Origin of the sequence: Pseudomonas sp. NFACC32-1, from assembly GCF_900101215.1 — a bacterium.
Taxonomy (GTDB): domain Bacteria; phylum Pseudomonadota; class Gammaproteobacteria; order Pseudomonadales; family Pseudomonadaceae; genus Aquipseudomonas.
The window spans coordinates 206,113-220,831 of record NZ_FMUL01000010.1; the positions used below are offsets into that span (position 1 = coordinate 206,113).

The 14,719-nt window shown below is 56.1% G+C and carries 17 protein-coding genes; 13 read left to right on the plus strand and 4 right to left on the minus strand.

Features of this window, described 5'->3' with window-relative positions; all coding sequences use genetic code 11:
• Positions 1–67: 67 nt before the first annotated feature.
• The 9 genes from BLP99_RS17020 (at position 68) to BLP99_RS17060 (ending at position 7,554) form a co-directional block, all read left to right on the plus strand.
• A complete protein-coding gene (locus tag BLP99_RS17020) occupies positions 68–841 on the plus strand; it encodes an SDR family NAD(P)-dependent oxidoreductase (RefSeq protein WP_034138527.1) in 774 nt (257 codons plus the stop codon).
• A 62-nt stretch (positions 842–903) separates the two neighbouring features.
• Positions 904–1,185 carry a hypothetical protein gene (locus BLP99_RS17025; RefSeq protein ID WP_072431083.1) on the plus strand — a complete coding sequence of 94 codons (282 nt, stop codon included), beginning with the start codon at positions 904–906 and terminating at the stop codon, positions 1,183–1,185.
• A gap of 61 nt (positions 1,186–1,246) precedes the next feature.
• Positions 1,247–1,588, plus strand: a complete 342-nt coding sequence (locus BLP99_RS17030; RefSeq protein ID WP_218124375.1) for a carboxymuconolactone decarboxylase family protein — start codon at positions 1,247–1,249, stop codon at positions 1,586–1,588.
• 59 nt (positions 1,589–1,647) lie between these two features.
• A complete protein-coding gene (locus BLP99_RS17035; protein ID WP_072431085.1) occupies positions 1,648–2,316 on the plus strand; it encodes a cupin domain-containing protein in 669 nt (222 codons plus the stop codon).
• A complete protein-coding gene (locus BLP99_RS17040; protein WP_072431086.1) occupies positions 2,317–3,432 on the plus strand; it encodes a flavin monoamine oxidase family protein in 1,116 nt (371 codons plus the stop codon).
• 33 nt (positions 3,433–3,465) lie between these two features.
• The gene (locus BLP99_RS17045; protein WP_092181145.1) at positions 3,466–4,707 is read left to right on the plus strand and encodes a bifunctional alpha/beta hydrolase/OsmC family protein; all 1,242 of its coding nucleotides are present in this window, start codon (positions 3,466–3,468) and stop codon (positions 4,705–4,707) included.
• A gap of 10 nt (positions 4,708–4,717) precedes the next feature.
• Positions 4,718–5,470: an SDR family oxidoreductase gene (locus BLP99_RS17050; protein WP_072431088.1), complete on the plus strand. Its 753-nt coding sequence runs from the start codon at positions 4,718–4,720 to the stop codon at positions 5,468–5,470.
• A 59-nt stretch (positions 5,471–5,529) separates the two neighbouring features.
• Positions 5,530–6,579 carry an alcohol dehydrogenase gene (locus BLP99_RS17055; protein ID WP_072431089.1) on the plus strand — a complete coding sequence of 350 codons (1,050 nt, stop codon included), beginning with the start codon at positions 5,530–5,532 and terminating at the stop codon, positions 6,577–6,579.
• Between the two features lie 81 nt (positions 6,580–6,660).
• The gene (locus BLP99_RS17060) at positions 6,661–7,554 is read left to right on the plus strand and encodes a DMT family transporter (protein ID WP_197432264.1); all 894 of its coding nucleotides are present in this window, start codon (positions 6,661–6,663) and stop codon (positions 7,552–7,554) included.
• 94 nt (positions 7,555–7,648) lie between these two features.
• Here BLP99_RS17060 and BLP99_RS17065 read toward each other — a convergent pair whose 3' ends face one another.
• Together BLP99_RS17065 and BLP99_RS17070 are read right to left on the minus strand one after the other, a co-directional pair.
• Positions 7,649–8,530: a PhzF family phenazine biosynthesis protein gene (locus tag BLP99_RS17065; protein WP_034138534.1), complete on the minus strand. Its 882-nt coding sequence runs from the start codon at positions 8,528–8,530 to the stop codon at positions 7,649–7,651.
• A 230-nt stretch (positions 8,531–8,760) separates the two neighbouring features.
• On the minus strand, positions 8,761–9,642 hold the full coding sequence (locus tag BLP99_RS17070) for a LysR family transcriptional regulator (RefSeq protein WP_072458833.1): 882 nt from the start codon (positions 9,640–9,642) through the stop codon (positions 8,761–8,763).
• Between the two features lie 122 nt (positions 9,643–9,764).
• On the opposite strand from BLP99_RS17070, the gene BLP99_RS17075 reads away from it, so the two are divergent.
• The 3 genes from BLP99_RS17075 to BLP99_RS17085 are packed head-to-tail and all read left to right on the plus strand — an operon-like array spanning position 9,765 to position 11,470.
• Positions 9,765–10,484, plus strand: a complete 720-nt coding sequence (locus BLP99_RS17075; protein WP_072431091.1) for an AzlC family ABC transporter permease — start codon at positions 9,765–9,767, stop codon at positions 10,482–10,484.
• A complete protein-coding gene (locus tag BLP99_RS17080; protein ID WP_072431092.1) occupies positions 10,474–10,794 on the plus strand; it encodes an AzlD family protein in 321 nt (106 codons plus the stop codon). Before BLP99_RS17075 ends, BLP99_RS17080 begins: the two co-directional genes overlap by 11 nt.
• A 34-nt stretch (positions 10,795–10,828) precedes the next feature.
• The gene (locus BLP99_RS17085; protein WP_092181149.1) at positions 10,829–11,470 is read left to right on the plus strand and encodes a LysE family translocator; all 642 of its coding nucleotides are present in this window, start codon (positions 10,829–10,831) and stop codon (positions 11,468–11,470) included.
• A gap of 511 nt (positions 11,471–11,981) precedes the next feature.
• Here BLP99_RS17085 and BLP99_RS17090 read toward each other — a convergent pair.
• Positions 11,982–13,100 carry an NADH:flavin oxidoreductase gene (locus BLP99_RS17090; protein ID WP_092181152.1) on the minus strand — a complete coding sequence of 373 codons (1,119 nt, stop codon included), beginning with the start codon at positions 13,098–13,100 and terminating at the stop codon, positions 11,982–11,984.
• Between the two features lie 101 nt (positions 13,101–13,201).
• Here BLP99_RS17090 and BLP99_RS17095 point away from each other — a divergent pair, with 101 nt between their 5' ends.
• Positions 13,202–13,585, plus strand: a complete 384-nt coding sequence (locus BLP99_RS17095; RefSeq protein ID WP_072391217.1) for a winged helix-turn-helix transcriptional regulator — start codon at positions 13,202–13,204, stop codon at positions 13,583–13,585.
• A gap of 261 nt (positions 13,586–13,846) precedes the next feature.
• Here BLP99_RS17095 and BLP99_RS17100 read toward each other — a convergent pair.
• On the minus strand, positions 13,847–14,719 hold an 873-nt coding region (locus BLP99_RS17100), incomplete at its 5' end, for a calcium-binding protein (RefSeq protein WP_143007958.1).

Consider the following 14,719-nt stretch of genomic DNA (forward strand, 5'->3'; position numbering starts at 1 on the left):
GATGCTCCGAGATATTTTTTCTTTTACTGAGTCCTGTCGTCGACAGGCGTAAATCGAGGTTTTCAAAATGAGCATTGAATTCAAAGGCAAAAAGCTGTTGGTCGTCGGTGGCACCAGCGGTATGGGTTTGGAATCGGCACGCATGGTGCTGGCTGGCGGTGGTAGCGCTGTAATTGTAGGCAACCGCCCGGATAAGACCGAAGCGGCGCGTCAGGAGCTGGCGAAATTGGGCCAGGTATGGGCAGTGACCGCTGACCTATCCAGCAGCGAGGGTTTGAACGCATTGCTCAAAGCCATTGATGAGCAGCATGCAGATGTCGATCTGCTGGTGAACGCGGCTGGCGTTTTCTTCCCTAAACCATTTCTGGAACACGAGGGTGCAGATTACGACCAGTACATGAAGCTGAACAAAGCGTTCTTCTTCATCACTCAGAAAGTAGCCGCCAACCTGGTCGCCAAGAGCAAGCCTGGTGCGATCGTCAACATCGGTTCGATGTGGGCCAAACAAGCCATTGCAGCCACTCCATCGTCGGCCTACTCGATGGCCAAGGCCGGTCTGCATTCGCTGACCCAACATCTGGCGATGGAATTGGCCCCCAAGCAAATTCGCGTCAATGCGGTCTCCCCTGCGGTGGTACAAACCCCGATCTACGAAGGCTTTATTCCTAAAGCTGAAGTTCATAGCGCACTGCAAGGTTTCAACAGTTTCCACCCAATCGGTCGTGTCGGCACTCCACAGGACGTGGCCGAAGTCGTCTCGTTCCTGCTTTCGGATAAAGCAGGCTGGGTCACTGGCGCGATTTGGGATGTCGACGGCGGCGTGATGGCTGGCCGCAACTGATCACCTCGGGCAGGCGCTCGCGCCTGCCGACATTGCTGCACCACTGGTAAGGAGAAACGCATATGGTCTATCTGCAAATCAACCTCAAGATTGCCGCTGCCAAACGTGCTGAAGCCGCCGGCATCTACCAGACGTACAAGGCGCCCTTCCTCGAAACCATCAAGGGTGCGCAGTCCAAAGAGCTGCTTGTACGCGATGAGGATGTGCAAGTGCTGCACGGCTTTGACACCACAGAAAACGCACGCGCATACCTGCAAAGCGAGCTGTTCACAGCGGACGTCGTCGAAGCTCTGAAACCATTACTCGATGCTGCACCCGATGTGCGCATCTACCTAGCCGCTTAAGCCGCGTTACAAGCGCAGCACGGCGACGCATGCCCAAATTTTCAAGAGGAATACCGTCATGATGCAAGACTGGAACGCTTACCGTGAAACCCTTCTGGAACGCGTAGGCGATTACGCAAAACAGAGCCCCGACGTTATGCGCGGCCTGATGACTATCGACAACGCTGCCGCCAGGACTGGTCATTTGGAAGCCAAGTTTCATGAAATGATCGCCCTCGCTGTGGCCGTTACCACGCGCTGCGACGGCTGCATTTCAGTGCACACCAAAAAGGCTGTCGATGCTGGTGCCACTCTCGAAGAAATCTCCGAAGCCTTGGGCGTCGCTATTGCTCTCAATGCTGGTGCAGCGCTGACCTATTCGGCGCGTGTCATCGAGACCTACCAACAGCTTCCAAAGGACTAAGCCGCAGCGACAGGTGCCCGCTAGGGGGCACCTGTCAGCGCGTTATTTGGAGAATCCCCATGCTGATCAATTCAGATTTCTCGCGCCGCGCGTTCGTGGCACCCCACAAGTATGAATGGGTCTCCTCCCCTCAAAACGGTGTCGAGCGTGTGATGCTGGATCGCGTGGGGGCAGAGAAAGCTCGTGCAACCAGCATAGTGCGGTATGCACCCGATTCGTACTTCCCACACCACATGCACCCAGGCGGTGAGGAAATCCTGGTGTTGGCCGGTACTTTTTCTGAGGACGACGAACATTATCCTGCTGGCTGGTATCTGCGTAACCCACCTGGCTCTGGACACCGCCCCTCCAGCAGTGAGGGCGCGACTATCTTCGTCAAACTTCAGCAAATGCGCGACGACGAAGCCCAACACGTGCGGATTGATACCAGTGACCCAAACAATTGGCTTCGTCACGGTAATCGAGAGATATGCCCCTTATTCTCAGATCAATCTGAGGAAGTATGCCTAACTCGACTGCCAGCATCTGAAGCACTCCTCTCCACGCCCGTACAAGGCGCGGAGTTGTTGGTGCTGGAAGGTGAAGTGGTTGTGAGTGAGCGCTCTTTTACCTCCGGTAGCTGGGTGCGCACACCCGCTGGAGAAATCCCCCCGATCACCGCTGGTGAACAGGGTGCCACCGTCTATCTCAAAACAGGTCATCTGGCCGATCTGACGGCAGGAATTTAAATGCCAAACGTACGCACTGTCATCGTCGGAGCAGGTTTGAGTGGCCTGTATGCCGCTTATCTGCTCGAACGTCAGGGTCGCCAGGATTACATCCTTCTGGAGGCGCGTGATGTGCTCGGAGGCCGAATCGCATCAGTCAGAGCGCCCCACGACCGGGCGTCGACACATACCTCTGATCGATTTGATTTAGGGCCCACTTGGTTCTGGCCCGACTTCCAAATTGAATTGCATCAACTGATTGTGCAGCTAGGCCTGGAATACTTCGAGCAGTTCGACACTGGCGACATGATGGTGGAACGCGCGTCGAGTGAATCGCCGGCACGCACGCGCGGCTATGCCAGCTCACCGGCCTCTATTCGCTTGAAAGGTGGCATGTCGGCACTCATCGACGCACTGAGCAGATCGCTGGACTCAAAACAAACGCTTACCGATCAGACCGTCCTCTCGATTCGCGCCACACCGGCCAATGTAGAAATTGATAGCACAGACTCTGCCGGAAACCTCACGACCTGGTGCGCAGAGCAGGTCTTGCTGGCGATGCCTCCGCGTCTGGTAGAGCGAAACATCAAGTTTGAGCCAGCATTGCCAACCGAGTTGGCTCGACAGTGGCGAGACACTGCCACTTGGATGGCGCCTCATGCCAAATACCTTGCGATCTACGACAGACCATTCTGGCGTGAGCAGGGGCTGTCCGGTGCCGCGCGGAGTGCGCGTGGCCCATTGGGCGAGATACACGATGCTTCCATGCCTGATGGCAGCGCGGCGCTATTTGGCTTCTTCGGTGTACCTGCGTACGTCCGTAAAGCGGTTCCCGAGGATGTGCTGCGCGAACACAGCCGTGCACAACTCGTACGTCTCTTTGGATCACAGGCAGCGGAACCACGCGCTGACTTCATCAAGGACTGGGCGCAGGATCCTTTGACCGCTACCGAAGCTGATCTTGGCTCGGCTGGCCACCCCACAAGCACTCCCCAAGCTGCGGCGAGCTCAGGGATTTGGAAGGGGCGACTCACCGGCATCGCCAGTGAATGGTCACCACAGTTCCCTGGATACGTTGCCGGTGCCATTGAGGCCACGTCGCTGGCAATTCGGGCCTTATCGCCATTGCCGGACTAAACGAATACTTCCCCATTCGTTGAGGATGAGAACATGCCAGATCAACGTTTTGACTTTCACGGAGCACTTGGAACAGTGCTGTCTGGACGAATTGAGCGTCCACAGACCACACCTCGTGGGTGGGCTATTTTTGCCCATTGTTTCACTTGTGGAAAGGAAAGCCTCGCGGCAGCGCGAATTGCACGAGCCCTTGCACTGAACGGGATTGGTGTACTGCGTTTTGACTTCGCAGGACTCGGGGGTAGCGAAGGAGAATTCGCTCACTCAACTTTCGCCGCTGATGTGGGTGATCTCATCGCCGCAGGCCGCGCCATGACTGAAGCAGGCCATCCTCCTTCATTACTGATTGGCCACAGTTTGGGTGGGGCGGCAGCGTTGAGTGCCGCCGCCGAAATGCCCTCCGTGCAAGCAGTGGCAACCATCGGTGCTCCTGCCGATGTGAAACATATCCTTCATCAGTTCGACAATGACGCTCTCGCGCAGATCGAGACAGAGGGCGAAGCGCAACTTCTACTGGGTGGTCGCCCTTTCACAGTACGCAAATCATTCGTAGACGACGCTCGACAGCAGAATCTGGAAGAGCGCATTGCCCAGATGGGCAAGCCGTTGTTGGTCTTGCATGCTCCTGGCGACAATGTGGTCGGAATCAACAACGCTTCAAGGATCTTCCTCGCGGCGCGCCACCCGAAGAGTTTTGTTTCGCTGGACGATGCCAACCATCTATTAACACGCCGGGCTGACTCGGACTATGCAGCATCAGTAATCGCTGCTTGGGCCGCCCGCTACCTGCCCAAATGGGTCGATGACATCGCCGATATCTCTACGGGCGAAGGTGTAACTGCAGAGGAGGCAGGAGCGGGATTGTTCCAGCTCAGATTGAGCACCGGCGCTCACCATTTGCTCGCGGATGAACCGAAATCCGTGGGAGGGCTCGCAAGCGGACTGTCACCCTATGAGCTCGTTTCTGCAGGTTTGGCGGCATGTACGGTTATGACCATGCGCATGTATGCCCGCCGCAAAGGAATTCCGCTCCAACGTGCCAGTGCCCACGTCACGCACGCCAAGCGAAACGACCAGTCACCTGCGGATCTTTTCACCCGTTCGATCACTTTGAACGGGCCTCTCGACGATGAGCAGCGCCGAAAGCTTCTGGCCATCGCCGATAGATGCCCCGTCGATATGACGCTGGTTCGCGGTTCAGACGTCAGCACTTCTCTAGTTGAGAGCGACGCTTTAGTGGATGACGAAGAACCCCTCATTAAGCCGATCTCCTGAGGAACTGAACATGAGACTACGAGGCAAAACTGCTTTGATCACTGGCGCAACCAGTGGCATTGGTCTGGCGACTGCACAGCTGTTTGTCGAAGAAGGAGCCCGGGTGGTCATTACTGGCCGAGACGCAGAACGTCTTAAACGGGTTGGAGCAGAACTGGGCGGCGCAGTGACAACGATTCAGGCCGATGTACGCAGCCTCAATGATATGCAACGCATGGCTCGAAAGGTTGCCGAGACGTTTGGTGAAGGTGGTTTGGACATTTTCTTCGGCAATGCTGGCGTGGCGTTCTCCACACCCCTGCTCACTACCGAAGAGGCTCGCTTTGACGAGCTTATGGCCGTCAACGTCAAAGGTCTGTTCTTCTCCATGCAAGCCATTACACCTGTGCTGCGTGACGGCGCCTCCGTTGTACTCAACTCGGCCTGGCTAAATGCGGTCGGCATGGGTGGTTTCTCTGCCTTGGCCGCGACCAAGTCAGCCGTACGGTCATTTGCTCGTTCGTGGTCATGCGAATTAATGGATCGAAAAATTCGCGTCAACGCCGTAAGCCCTGGTGCAGTAGACACGCCAATCTTCGAATTGGAAGGTGCCACGCCTGAACAATTGGCCGAGACAAAGCGGCAAATGGCGCTTCGAATTCCTGCTCGCCGCTTAGGGGATCCACACGAGATTGCCCAAGCCGTCCTGTTTCTTGCCAGTGATGAGTCGCGCTACATGTTGGGTGCGGAGATTGTTGTTGACGGGGGCTTCGCCCAGCTTTGAATCGATGAAGCGCTGAACCCACTCACGTCAAATCTGACCTACCCATAGGACACAAGACCATGAAAAATACTTACCAAGCAATGCAAGTGACCCGGCCTGGAGTCCTCGAAATGGTGGATCGCCCGATACCTACTCCATGTACCGGAGAGGTATTGATTGAAGTCGAAGCGTGCGGCATCTGTGGTGCCGACATAAGCGACATCGAAGGTGCAGATCCAACGCTGCAAGCACCACGGGTACCAGGTCATGAGGTGGTTGGCCGTATAAAGGCGCTCGGCGCTCACACCTCTTCCATCTGGAAGATTGGCCAACGCGTAGGGGTGGGCCGACTCGGCGGACACTGTAACGAGTGCGCCCAATGCCGTCAGGGCAACTTTCAACTTTGCCCTAACCAACATTTCGTTGGTGCTACCTGTGACGGTGGCTATGCCGAGCTGATGATCGCTCGCAGCAGCGGACTGGTGTCGATCCCCGACGAGCTCGACGCCGTGGAGGCCGCCCCGCTCCTCTGCGCAGGTATAGCGACCTTCAATGCCCTAAAAAAATGTGGTGCCAACGCGGGTGACACCGTGGCCATTCTTGGTATAGGAGGCCTCGGACACATGGCGCTCCAGTATGCGCGCCGCATGGGGTTTAGAGTCATCGCCGTGGGCCGAGGTCAAGACATTGCAGATGATGCGCTGGCATTGGGGGCGCATCTTTATATCGATACCAATAACGAAGATGCTGCAGCAACGCTCAACAGCTTGGGCGGTGCTCAGGCCATCGTCAGCACCGTCGGTCATCCCGACGCGGTGTCTGCGGTGGTGGGCGGATTGGCACCTCAAGGAAGGTTGATTCTGCTTGGAGCACACAAGTCACCCCTGCCCGTTTCGTCTGGACAGTTAGTCGTCGGCGAACGCAGTGTGTGCGGATCCCTCACAGGCACACCCTACGAAAATGAGCGCACCTTGGATTTCAGCGTGCTCACGGATGTACGTCCGAGAATCGAGGTCATGCCACTCGAACAAGCCAATGAGGCCTTTCAGAAGTTGAAGTCTGGTGAAGCCAAATTCCGGATTGTGTTGACTGTCGCAGGTGAAAGTGTGGCACAGAAAGGTTTGCCCTAAGCGTCATCGCTCTCGTGCGCTAACACCTAGCGCACATTGTCGCACTTGCGATTGCATTGAAATCGGTGATGGAGATTCAGAATGACGTTCAAGAGCTCAGGCCAGAGCACTGACACAGCGGCTAGCAACGCATCAGTCGCGCCTTTTATCGTTCTGATGACGAGCCTTGCAATGATTGCGTTCGCAGCCAACTCATTGCTCACCAGGGCAGCTTTTCAAACGACCGACATCGATGCGGCTTCATTCAGTGGCATCCGAGTGATATCGGGCGCACTGACATTACTGATAATTTTCCTGGCTCAGGGCGGAAAAATTAAACAGCTCAAAGCGCAGTGGTGGGCCGCAATCTTCCTGTTCACATATGTCGCCGCCTTTTCCTTCGCCTACCGTGACATCAGTACCGGCGCAGGCGCATTGATACTCTTTGCATCTGCACAAGTCCTTATGATTTCTTATGGGCTCCGGAGGGGGGAACGCACAAGCATCTTCGGGCTGTTCGTTGCTCTCGGCGGAATGATCGCTTTTCTCGCCCCATCCGCATCGGCACCACCTGCGTATGCTGCCGCGTTGATGGCGGTTGCAGGAATCGCGTGGGGCGCTTTCTCAGTGGCGGGAAAGGCTAACGAGTCTCCACTCGTCAAGACTGCGAGCAGTTTTCTTGGGGCAATTCCCTTTGCTGTTGTGCTCGTGCTTTACCAACATGATCATCTGCGTGTCGATACTACCGGGGCGTGGTATGCAGTGATTGCTGGAGGTTTAACGTCAGCCGTTGGATACGCGATTTGGTATTGGGCACGGGTTCGAATGACCACTATTACTGCCGGGGCCGTTCAGCTTTCAGTTCCCATCTTGAGCATGGTACTTGGCGTTCTCATCCTCAGCGAGGACATCACAATGCTCAGCGGCATTTCGGCCTTAGTGACATTGAGCGGTGTCGCGTGGGTCTCATTGACCACCAAGCAAAAGAAACTCTGACGACGCACCGATACGGGTGTTCCCCCCCTTCTTTCAAAAGTTGGTGACGGTGATTAGGCATGCCCAGCCACCGGAGGTAGCTGGACACCGTTCATCAGCGAAGATTGATCAAGCCGTCAATACAGGTAACGGCTTCGCCTCCGACCTTAATGACCTCATCGCTCACTTCGAGATTGATGAAACCCGCGCGGCCCAAAATTTGACCCTGACTGGCTCGGAATTGACTGCCAAATGCTTCGGCCTGCCCGGTATGTCGGATAAAAGCCGCCATGGCTCCGTTTCCACTGCCGCAAACGGGATCTTCGCTAACACCGCAAGCTGGAGCAAAAGCGCGTATTTCTACATCTGCAGTGCCGTCAACCGGGTACTTGCCGAACACAATTACCCCAGTTGCTCTATCGCGTAGATTGCTTACCTTCATACTCTGCAAATCAGGCTTATTCGCAATCACCTGCTGAGCACTGGCGAGCTGGACGACAACCCAACGTGCACCGACGTCAACAAGAACAGGTGGATACTCACGTGATATGGATGTGCCCAAACAGGCCTCCAATTCATCAATACGTTGAGCATCAAATGGCTCGAATTTCGGATGGGGGAGCTCAAACGAGATTAACTGCTTTCCGGCCTCGTCAATGGTGACATCAAGCCGCACCAACCCAGCACCGCATTCTTGAACGACGACGCCGTCGGTGGGAACGATGGCGCCGGCCTCTATAAGAGCGTGTGCGGTGCCGATAGTGGGATGGCCCGCGAACGGGAGCTCTGATCCAGGCGTGAAAATGCGAACGCGATAATCGGCCTGCTCTTGAGTTTTCGGTAATACGAAAGTGGTTTCGGAAAGGTTCGTCCAATTGGCAATCTGTTGCATCTCGGCGTCCGACAGCCCCTTCGCATCGAGAACGACTGCCACAGGGTTACCTTTGTATCGCTCGAAAGTGAACACATCAACTTGCTTAAAACTGACGCTGTGCATGATTGGTCGTCCAATAGGGTTGAGAGTCACTGAATTTTAGTTTCCTACCCTTTTTGGATACAGCTACAGTCAGCACATTGATTTATGAGTACAATTCAAAGCCCCTCATGTGCATATCTTTTAAATATCCTGCTAGGTACAGCAAATAGCACCGAAGAGTCGAATTATTCTATCTGAGCGAAGTAATTTTCCCAGAGCCCCCGTCATGTCTGTCCAGTTCAAAGCCCGATTTATTTAGCTCGTTCAACACATAGAGGATCTCTTAGGGAACCCACGACCTCATCGTACAGCGTATCCACGGCACGAGATCCCTTTGAATCCCGGCTCCGCATCAGCACGACTTCAATTACCGGAAGCTCGGGTAAACCTTGCCGCGCATCGAGCATCTTTAGAGTGGGAGGAAGGCTGCACCGCGTAAGCACAGCAACTGCCATTCCGCTTTGAGCAGCAGCTATTTGCCCGCTGACATTAGGACTGTTGTAGACAACTCGATACTCACGTTGCTGAGCCTCAAGCGCTGCCAGTATCTCGGTACGCAACCGTCCGCCTAATTCATGCACTGCAATCGGTAGCGGGCTGCGCTTCCAGATCTCGTGCTGTTCAGCGGCGCCCCACACCAAGGCTTCCCTGAAGAGCAACTCACCACGTGAAGGTGCATCACGGGTCACCAGCGCCAAATCGATTTCACCTCGATCAACCTTTGCCAGCAGCGCTGTGGACTCTTCACACACCAACGTGACCTCGACCTCACCGAAGCGCGCAGCAAAGTGCCTGAGCACCGGCACCAGGTACGGCACTGCATAGTCGTCAGGAACGCCAAAAGACACCCGCCCGGAAAGAGCCCCACCATGCATAGCAAGCACCAGGGTCGAGTGAGACGCTAGTAACTTGCGCGCATGGCCCAGCAGATCGAAGCCAGCGGGCGTCAGAGACAGTTGCCTAGGCTCGCGGTTGAGCAACGGGCGACCGATGCTATCTTCTAGCTTCTTTAATTGCATGCTCACCGCTGACTGCGAGCGCGATACCTGTCGCGCCGCCGCCGTCATGGAACCAGTATCAACCACCGCCAGGAAGGTTCGTAGCCAGTCAATCTGCAAATCCTTGGAGTGCATCACTAAACCTTAGCAATTCGAAACTCGAATGGCGATTATAAAACTTATTCGCTTTTCTTGGATCGCTCAGCGCCCCCAAAATGGCGCCTGAATAGAGGTACAACCTGATCCAGTGAGGTGGAATGGTGTTAAGTGTCGATGCAAGCTCCGTAGAGTTGGATAAATACGAAATATGGAGCGGCTTCAAACAGCTCTTGCCGATCTCCATGTTCGTTGTGGTCTTTGCGATTGCCTTCGGGCTTGCTGCCGCGCAGACAGGGCTGAGCGAAGCGTCAACTCTTCTAATGAGTATTCTGGTATTCGCTGGCGCAGCACAATTTGCAGTGCTTGACCTCTGGGGTCAGCACGTCCCGGTAATACCGTTGGTGATCACGGTATTCGCGATCAATGCCCGCCATCTGTTGATGGGAGCAACCCTGTACCCCTGGTTACGCGAACTACCACGCGCCAAGCGTTACGGCGTGATGATGGTGGTTTCCGACGCCAACTGGGCGATGTCGATGCAGGCGTTCAACAGCGGCAAGCGAGGCATGGGACTGCTGTTTGGGGGCGGTCTTGCGCTGTGGTCGGCTTGGTCGCTTGGCAGTTGGCTGGGGCTGAAGTTTGGAAGCGTCATTCAAAACCCAGTGAGTCTGGGCCTCGACATGGTGATGGGCTGTTTTCTTCTCGCGATGGTGCTCGGAGGCCAAAAAAACCTGCGCATGTTGATCATCTGGAGTGTGGCGGCCGCAGCGTCCTTATCGGCCTACTTGTATTTGCCTGAAAACAGTCACGTTGTTACTGGAGCATTGGCCGGCGGTTTACTGGGCGCCTTCTGGCCGGAGAAAAAGAATGAGCATTGAAACTTCAGGCTTCGGCACGCTGTACATCATTCTGATCATGGCAATTGTCACGCTCGCCACCCGGTGGGGCGGCGTATTCGTGATGTCATTTGTGCCCATCAACTACCGGGTGCAGCAATTCATCAGTGCCATGTCCGGATCGGTACTGGTGGCGGTGCTGACACCGATGGCAATTACGGGTGATAACGGCGCGCGACTCGCATTGCTAACGACCGCCATCGTGATGCTAACACTGCACAAATCTCTTCCGGCGATTGCAGCCGGGATTTTGATGGCAGCATTGTTCAGGCAGCTTCAGGTCGTCTTGTAATATGCCCCCTCTCAACCACCTATGGACATGAAATATGGATCCGCACTCAGTTTTGGCTTTTACCCTAGTCGCAGCGATTGCCATCGCAAGCCCTGGCCCTGCGACCGTTATGGCGATCAATAACAGTTTGGCATTTGGGCCGCGTTATGCCGTATGGTCATCATTGGGCAACGCTTGCGGATTGTTCTGCTTATCGGCTGCTGCGGTGTCTGGCTTGGGCGCCCTGCTCGCAAGCTCCGAATGGATGTTCAATGCGGTGAAAGTCCTGGGTGCCGGTTACCTCTTATATCTGGGCGTGAAGCAGTTGTTCAACAAGCATCCAATCCTCATTCAGGAAGTGCAGCCGGATGGCAAAGCGATTACACCGTCACGTATGAAACTCTACAAGTCGGCTTTCCTGACCGCCGTCACCAATCCTAAGGCAACGATATTCTTTACCGCCCTGTTCCCGCAGTTTATTAACCAGGACGTCGCGCTGCTGCCACAATTCCTGCTACTCACCTTCATCTTCATGGGTTTGTCGCTGGCTTCATTGAGCGTTTATGCCGCCGCTGCGGCTCAGGTCAAAAGTGTACTGACCCGCCCAGCACTCTCCATATGGATCGGCAGGCTCGTAGGCTCAGCATTCATCTGCTTCGGCGCTGCCATTTTGACGGTACGCCGCCCAGTTTCTTGAGATAAACCTGCGCCTTTGGCCTAGCTTAGCTGGGCCGCTCGGAGGCCGGCTAAGACACTGCGCAACAGTCCGCTTTTGGCCGAGGCTGTTTAAAAACGCTTTTGAGCGCGGCAGGTACTCAAAATAGAACTGAAAATTACATTGCCACCCCAGTCCGTGTCAGGAATCGTCATTCGTGATCGCTCGTGTACGGCATAGGATTGGGGGCAAAATTGGGGGCACATCAAGACTTTTTCAAACTGAAACTACCGTCCTAGAGCCAAGTCAAAATGTTCTTTGGGGACCCGGACAGCTTGTGACGCTCCATGGCCTGCGCGTAAACGCCCGGGCCACAGGCTGCAAGAGAATCCTGTTCACAGGTGTTGAGTGGCCTCAACGGGTTCAACCATTAACAGTCAGGGCACACTCGACAACGGGTCACGGTCTCGACCTCGCAACATCCGAGGCCAGACCGCTGCTGTCTTCAGGCTAGGACCTTTGTGGCGTCACGCTCTCCACCGCCCGATGAGGCTCAAACCAATTCAGCCAAAGATGCCGGATTGAAGCCCTTCAGGCCTGCGTAATCGCCTTTTTCCACTTTGGCGACCCAATCCATGTCACTCAGCAGGACACGCCCTACGGCGATCAGATCGAACTCTTCGCGCTCCATGCGTTCAACGAGCCGATCCAGGCTGGCCGGGAGCGATCCCTCGCCGGCAAAAGCGTGAGTGACATCGTTATCCAGCCCGACCGAACCGACGCTGATGGTCGTGACTCCCGTGACCTTCTTCGCCCATCCCGCGCAGTTCAGCCCGTTCTCACCGTCAATGTCGGGAAACTCAGGTTCCCAGAAACGTCGCTGCGAGCAGTGCAGGACGTCGACACCGGCCTCGACCAGTGGCAGCAGCCAGTCCTCCATCACTGCGGGTGTCTCAGCTATGCGCACGCCGTAGTCCTGCTGCTTCCACTGGCTGACACGCATGATGATCGGGAATTCAGGACCCACCGCCTGACGAACAGCAGACACGATCTCGCTGGCAAAGCGCGAGCGTTCCTTGATGGACGGGCCGCCGTAGCGGTCGGTGCGCAGATTGCTGCCAGACCAGAAAAACTGGTCGATCAGATAACCATGGGCTCCGTGGATCTCCACGGTATCGAAGCCCAGTCGCTTGGCATCTGCTGCGGCCTTGGCGAACGCTGCTACCGTGTCGGCAATGTCCTCTTCACTCATCGCCACGCCACGCGGATCACCTGGCGAAACGAGGCCCGAAGGGCTCTCCACTGGCGCATCCGGCTCCCAGTCGTTGATGTAACGCGTGGAACCGGTGTGCCAGATCTGTGGGGCCATGCGTCCGCCCGCGCCGTGGACCGCATCGATCACGTTTTTCCATCCCGCCAGCGCCGCGTCGCCATGAAAAAATGGGATGCCGCCATCATTACGCGATGCCGGACGATCGATCACGGTGCCTTCCGACAGAATCAGCCCGACACCTCCTTCTGCTCGTCGCCGGTAATAGGCAGCACTCGCTTCACTCGGAATGCCATCGGGTGAGAACAGACGCGTCATGGGTGCCATGACAATACGATTCTTCAGTTCGAGCGACCGGATGGAAAAAGGACGGAATAAGATGCTGGTATCGGGGATCGACATCGGATGGACTCCATTTGTTTTCGGAGGCCATAAAGTATATTTTGTAAACCTGATGTCAATTAGGCACTTAAAGTCGCCTTGGTATACATGAGGAAACTTCGATGCTGGAATTGAAGCCGCAATGCTTTTCGTCGGAGTGCCCAAGCCGGGCGCTGTTCGACCAGATCGCGGACAAGTGGTCAATGATGGTTTTGGCGGTGCTCGATGACGGACCGCATCGCTTCAACGCCATCAAGCGCCGCCTGGAGGGCGTCACCCAGAAGGCACTGACACAGTGCCTGCGGCGACTGGAACGAAATGGTCTCGTCTCGCGCCAGATCATTTCGTTCTCACCTGTGGCGGTGCAGTATGAGATCACCCCACTGGGTCAAACGCTGCAGCAGCCATTTCGCGAACTGCATAAATGGACGCTCGACAAACTACCCGAGGTCGAAGCGGCCCGGTCGAAGTTCGACGAGGCCGCGGAGCAAAAGCCGGCGGTGTGATTCTTTTTCGCCTCACCGCCCTATTCCAGTAACGACAGGTGACGCCGATCTCACCGCGTCAGGCCACTTCGCCAGCCACTGGATATGCGCGCGCGGGGTTGCCCTCTTTTGGTGACGACGCGCTCTGTGCCCTTGCTGACCACAGGCGCGGAGAGCTGTATAGGCCTCTCTATTTCTTCCCGGGACAGGCGTAAGCAAGAACAGAAACAAAAGCGCCGCTCATCGAGCGGCGCTTTTTATTTCAGCCAGCGAGTAGCCTCGTCACGCGACCAGGTCGTTGGCGCTGAAAGTATTGACCCCTACCAGCTGGATCTCGAAATCCGCGTCCAGGCTACCGTTGATATTGCCGTAGAGTACGTTATCGACGAAGCGCAACTGCCCTGCACCGGTAAAGACGTTCGAGTCGATGAAGCTGAACGGGTTGATCGCGATGGTCAGGATGTTGGCATCCAGTTTCGACAGGTCAAGCTTATCGCCCTGGAGGCTGTTGAAGTCGAGAATGACATCGCGAATCCCCCCCTTGCCCAACTCGTTCAGTGCACTGAAGACGAATCGATCGGCTCCCTCGCCACCTGTCAGGGTATCCGTGCCCAGCCCGCCCACCAGCATGTCGGCGCCCGCACCGCCATCGAGTTGGTCGTTGCCTGCGCCGCCGTTCAGCACGTTGTTGCCGACGTTACCGGTCAGGACATTGCCCAGGGCATTGCCGGTGCCGTTGATGGCGGCCGTGCCAGTCAGGGTCAGGTTTTCCAGGTTGGCGCCCAGGGTCCAGGTCACCGAGGAGCGTACGGTGTCGATTTCGCTGGCCAGGGTGCTGGTTTCGCTGACCACGTCCTTGAGGTTGTCCACTACATAGGTGTCATTACCCGTGCCGCCGGCCAGGGTATCGATACCGATGCCACCGTCCAGGGTGTTGGCCCCGGCGTTACCCGTGATGCGGTTGTTCAACCCGTTGCCGGTGCCGCTGATGCCGGCTGTGCCGCTCAGGGTCAGGGCCTCGAGGTTGGCGCCGAGGGTGTAGCTGATGGAGGAAATGACGCTGTCGACTTCGAGAATCGAAGCACCGCGCTCGATCACCGTGTCGCCGACGTTGTCCACGTAATAGGTGTCATTGCCGGCACCGCCGTCCAGGGT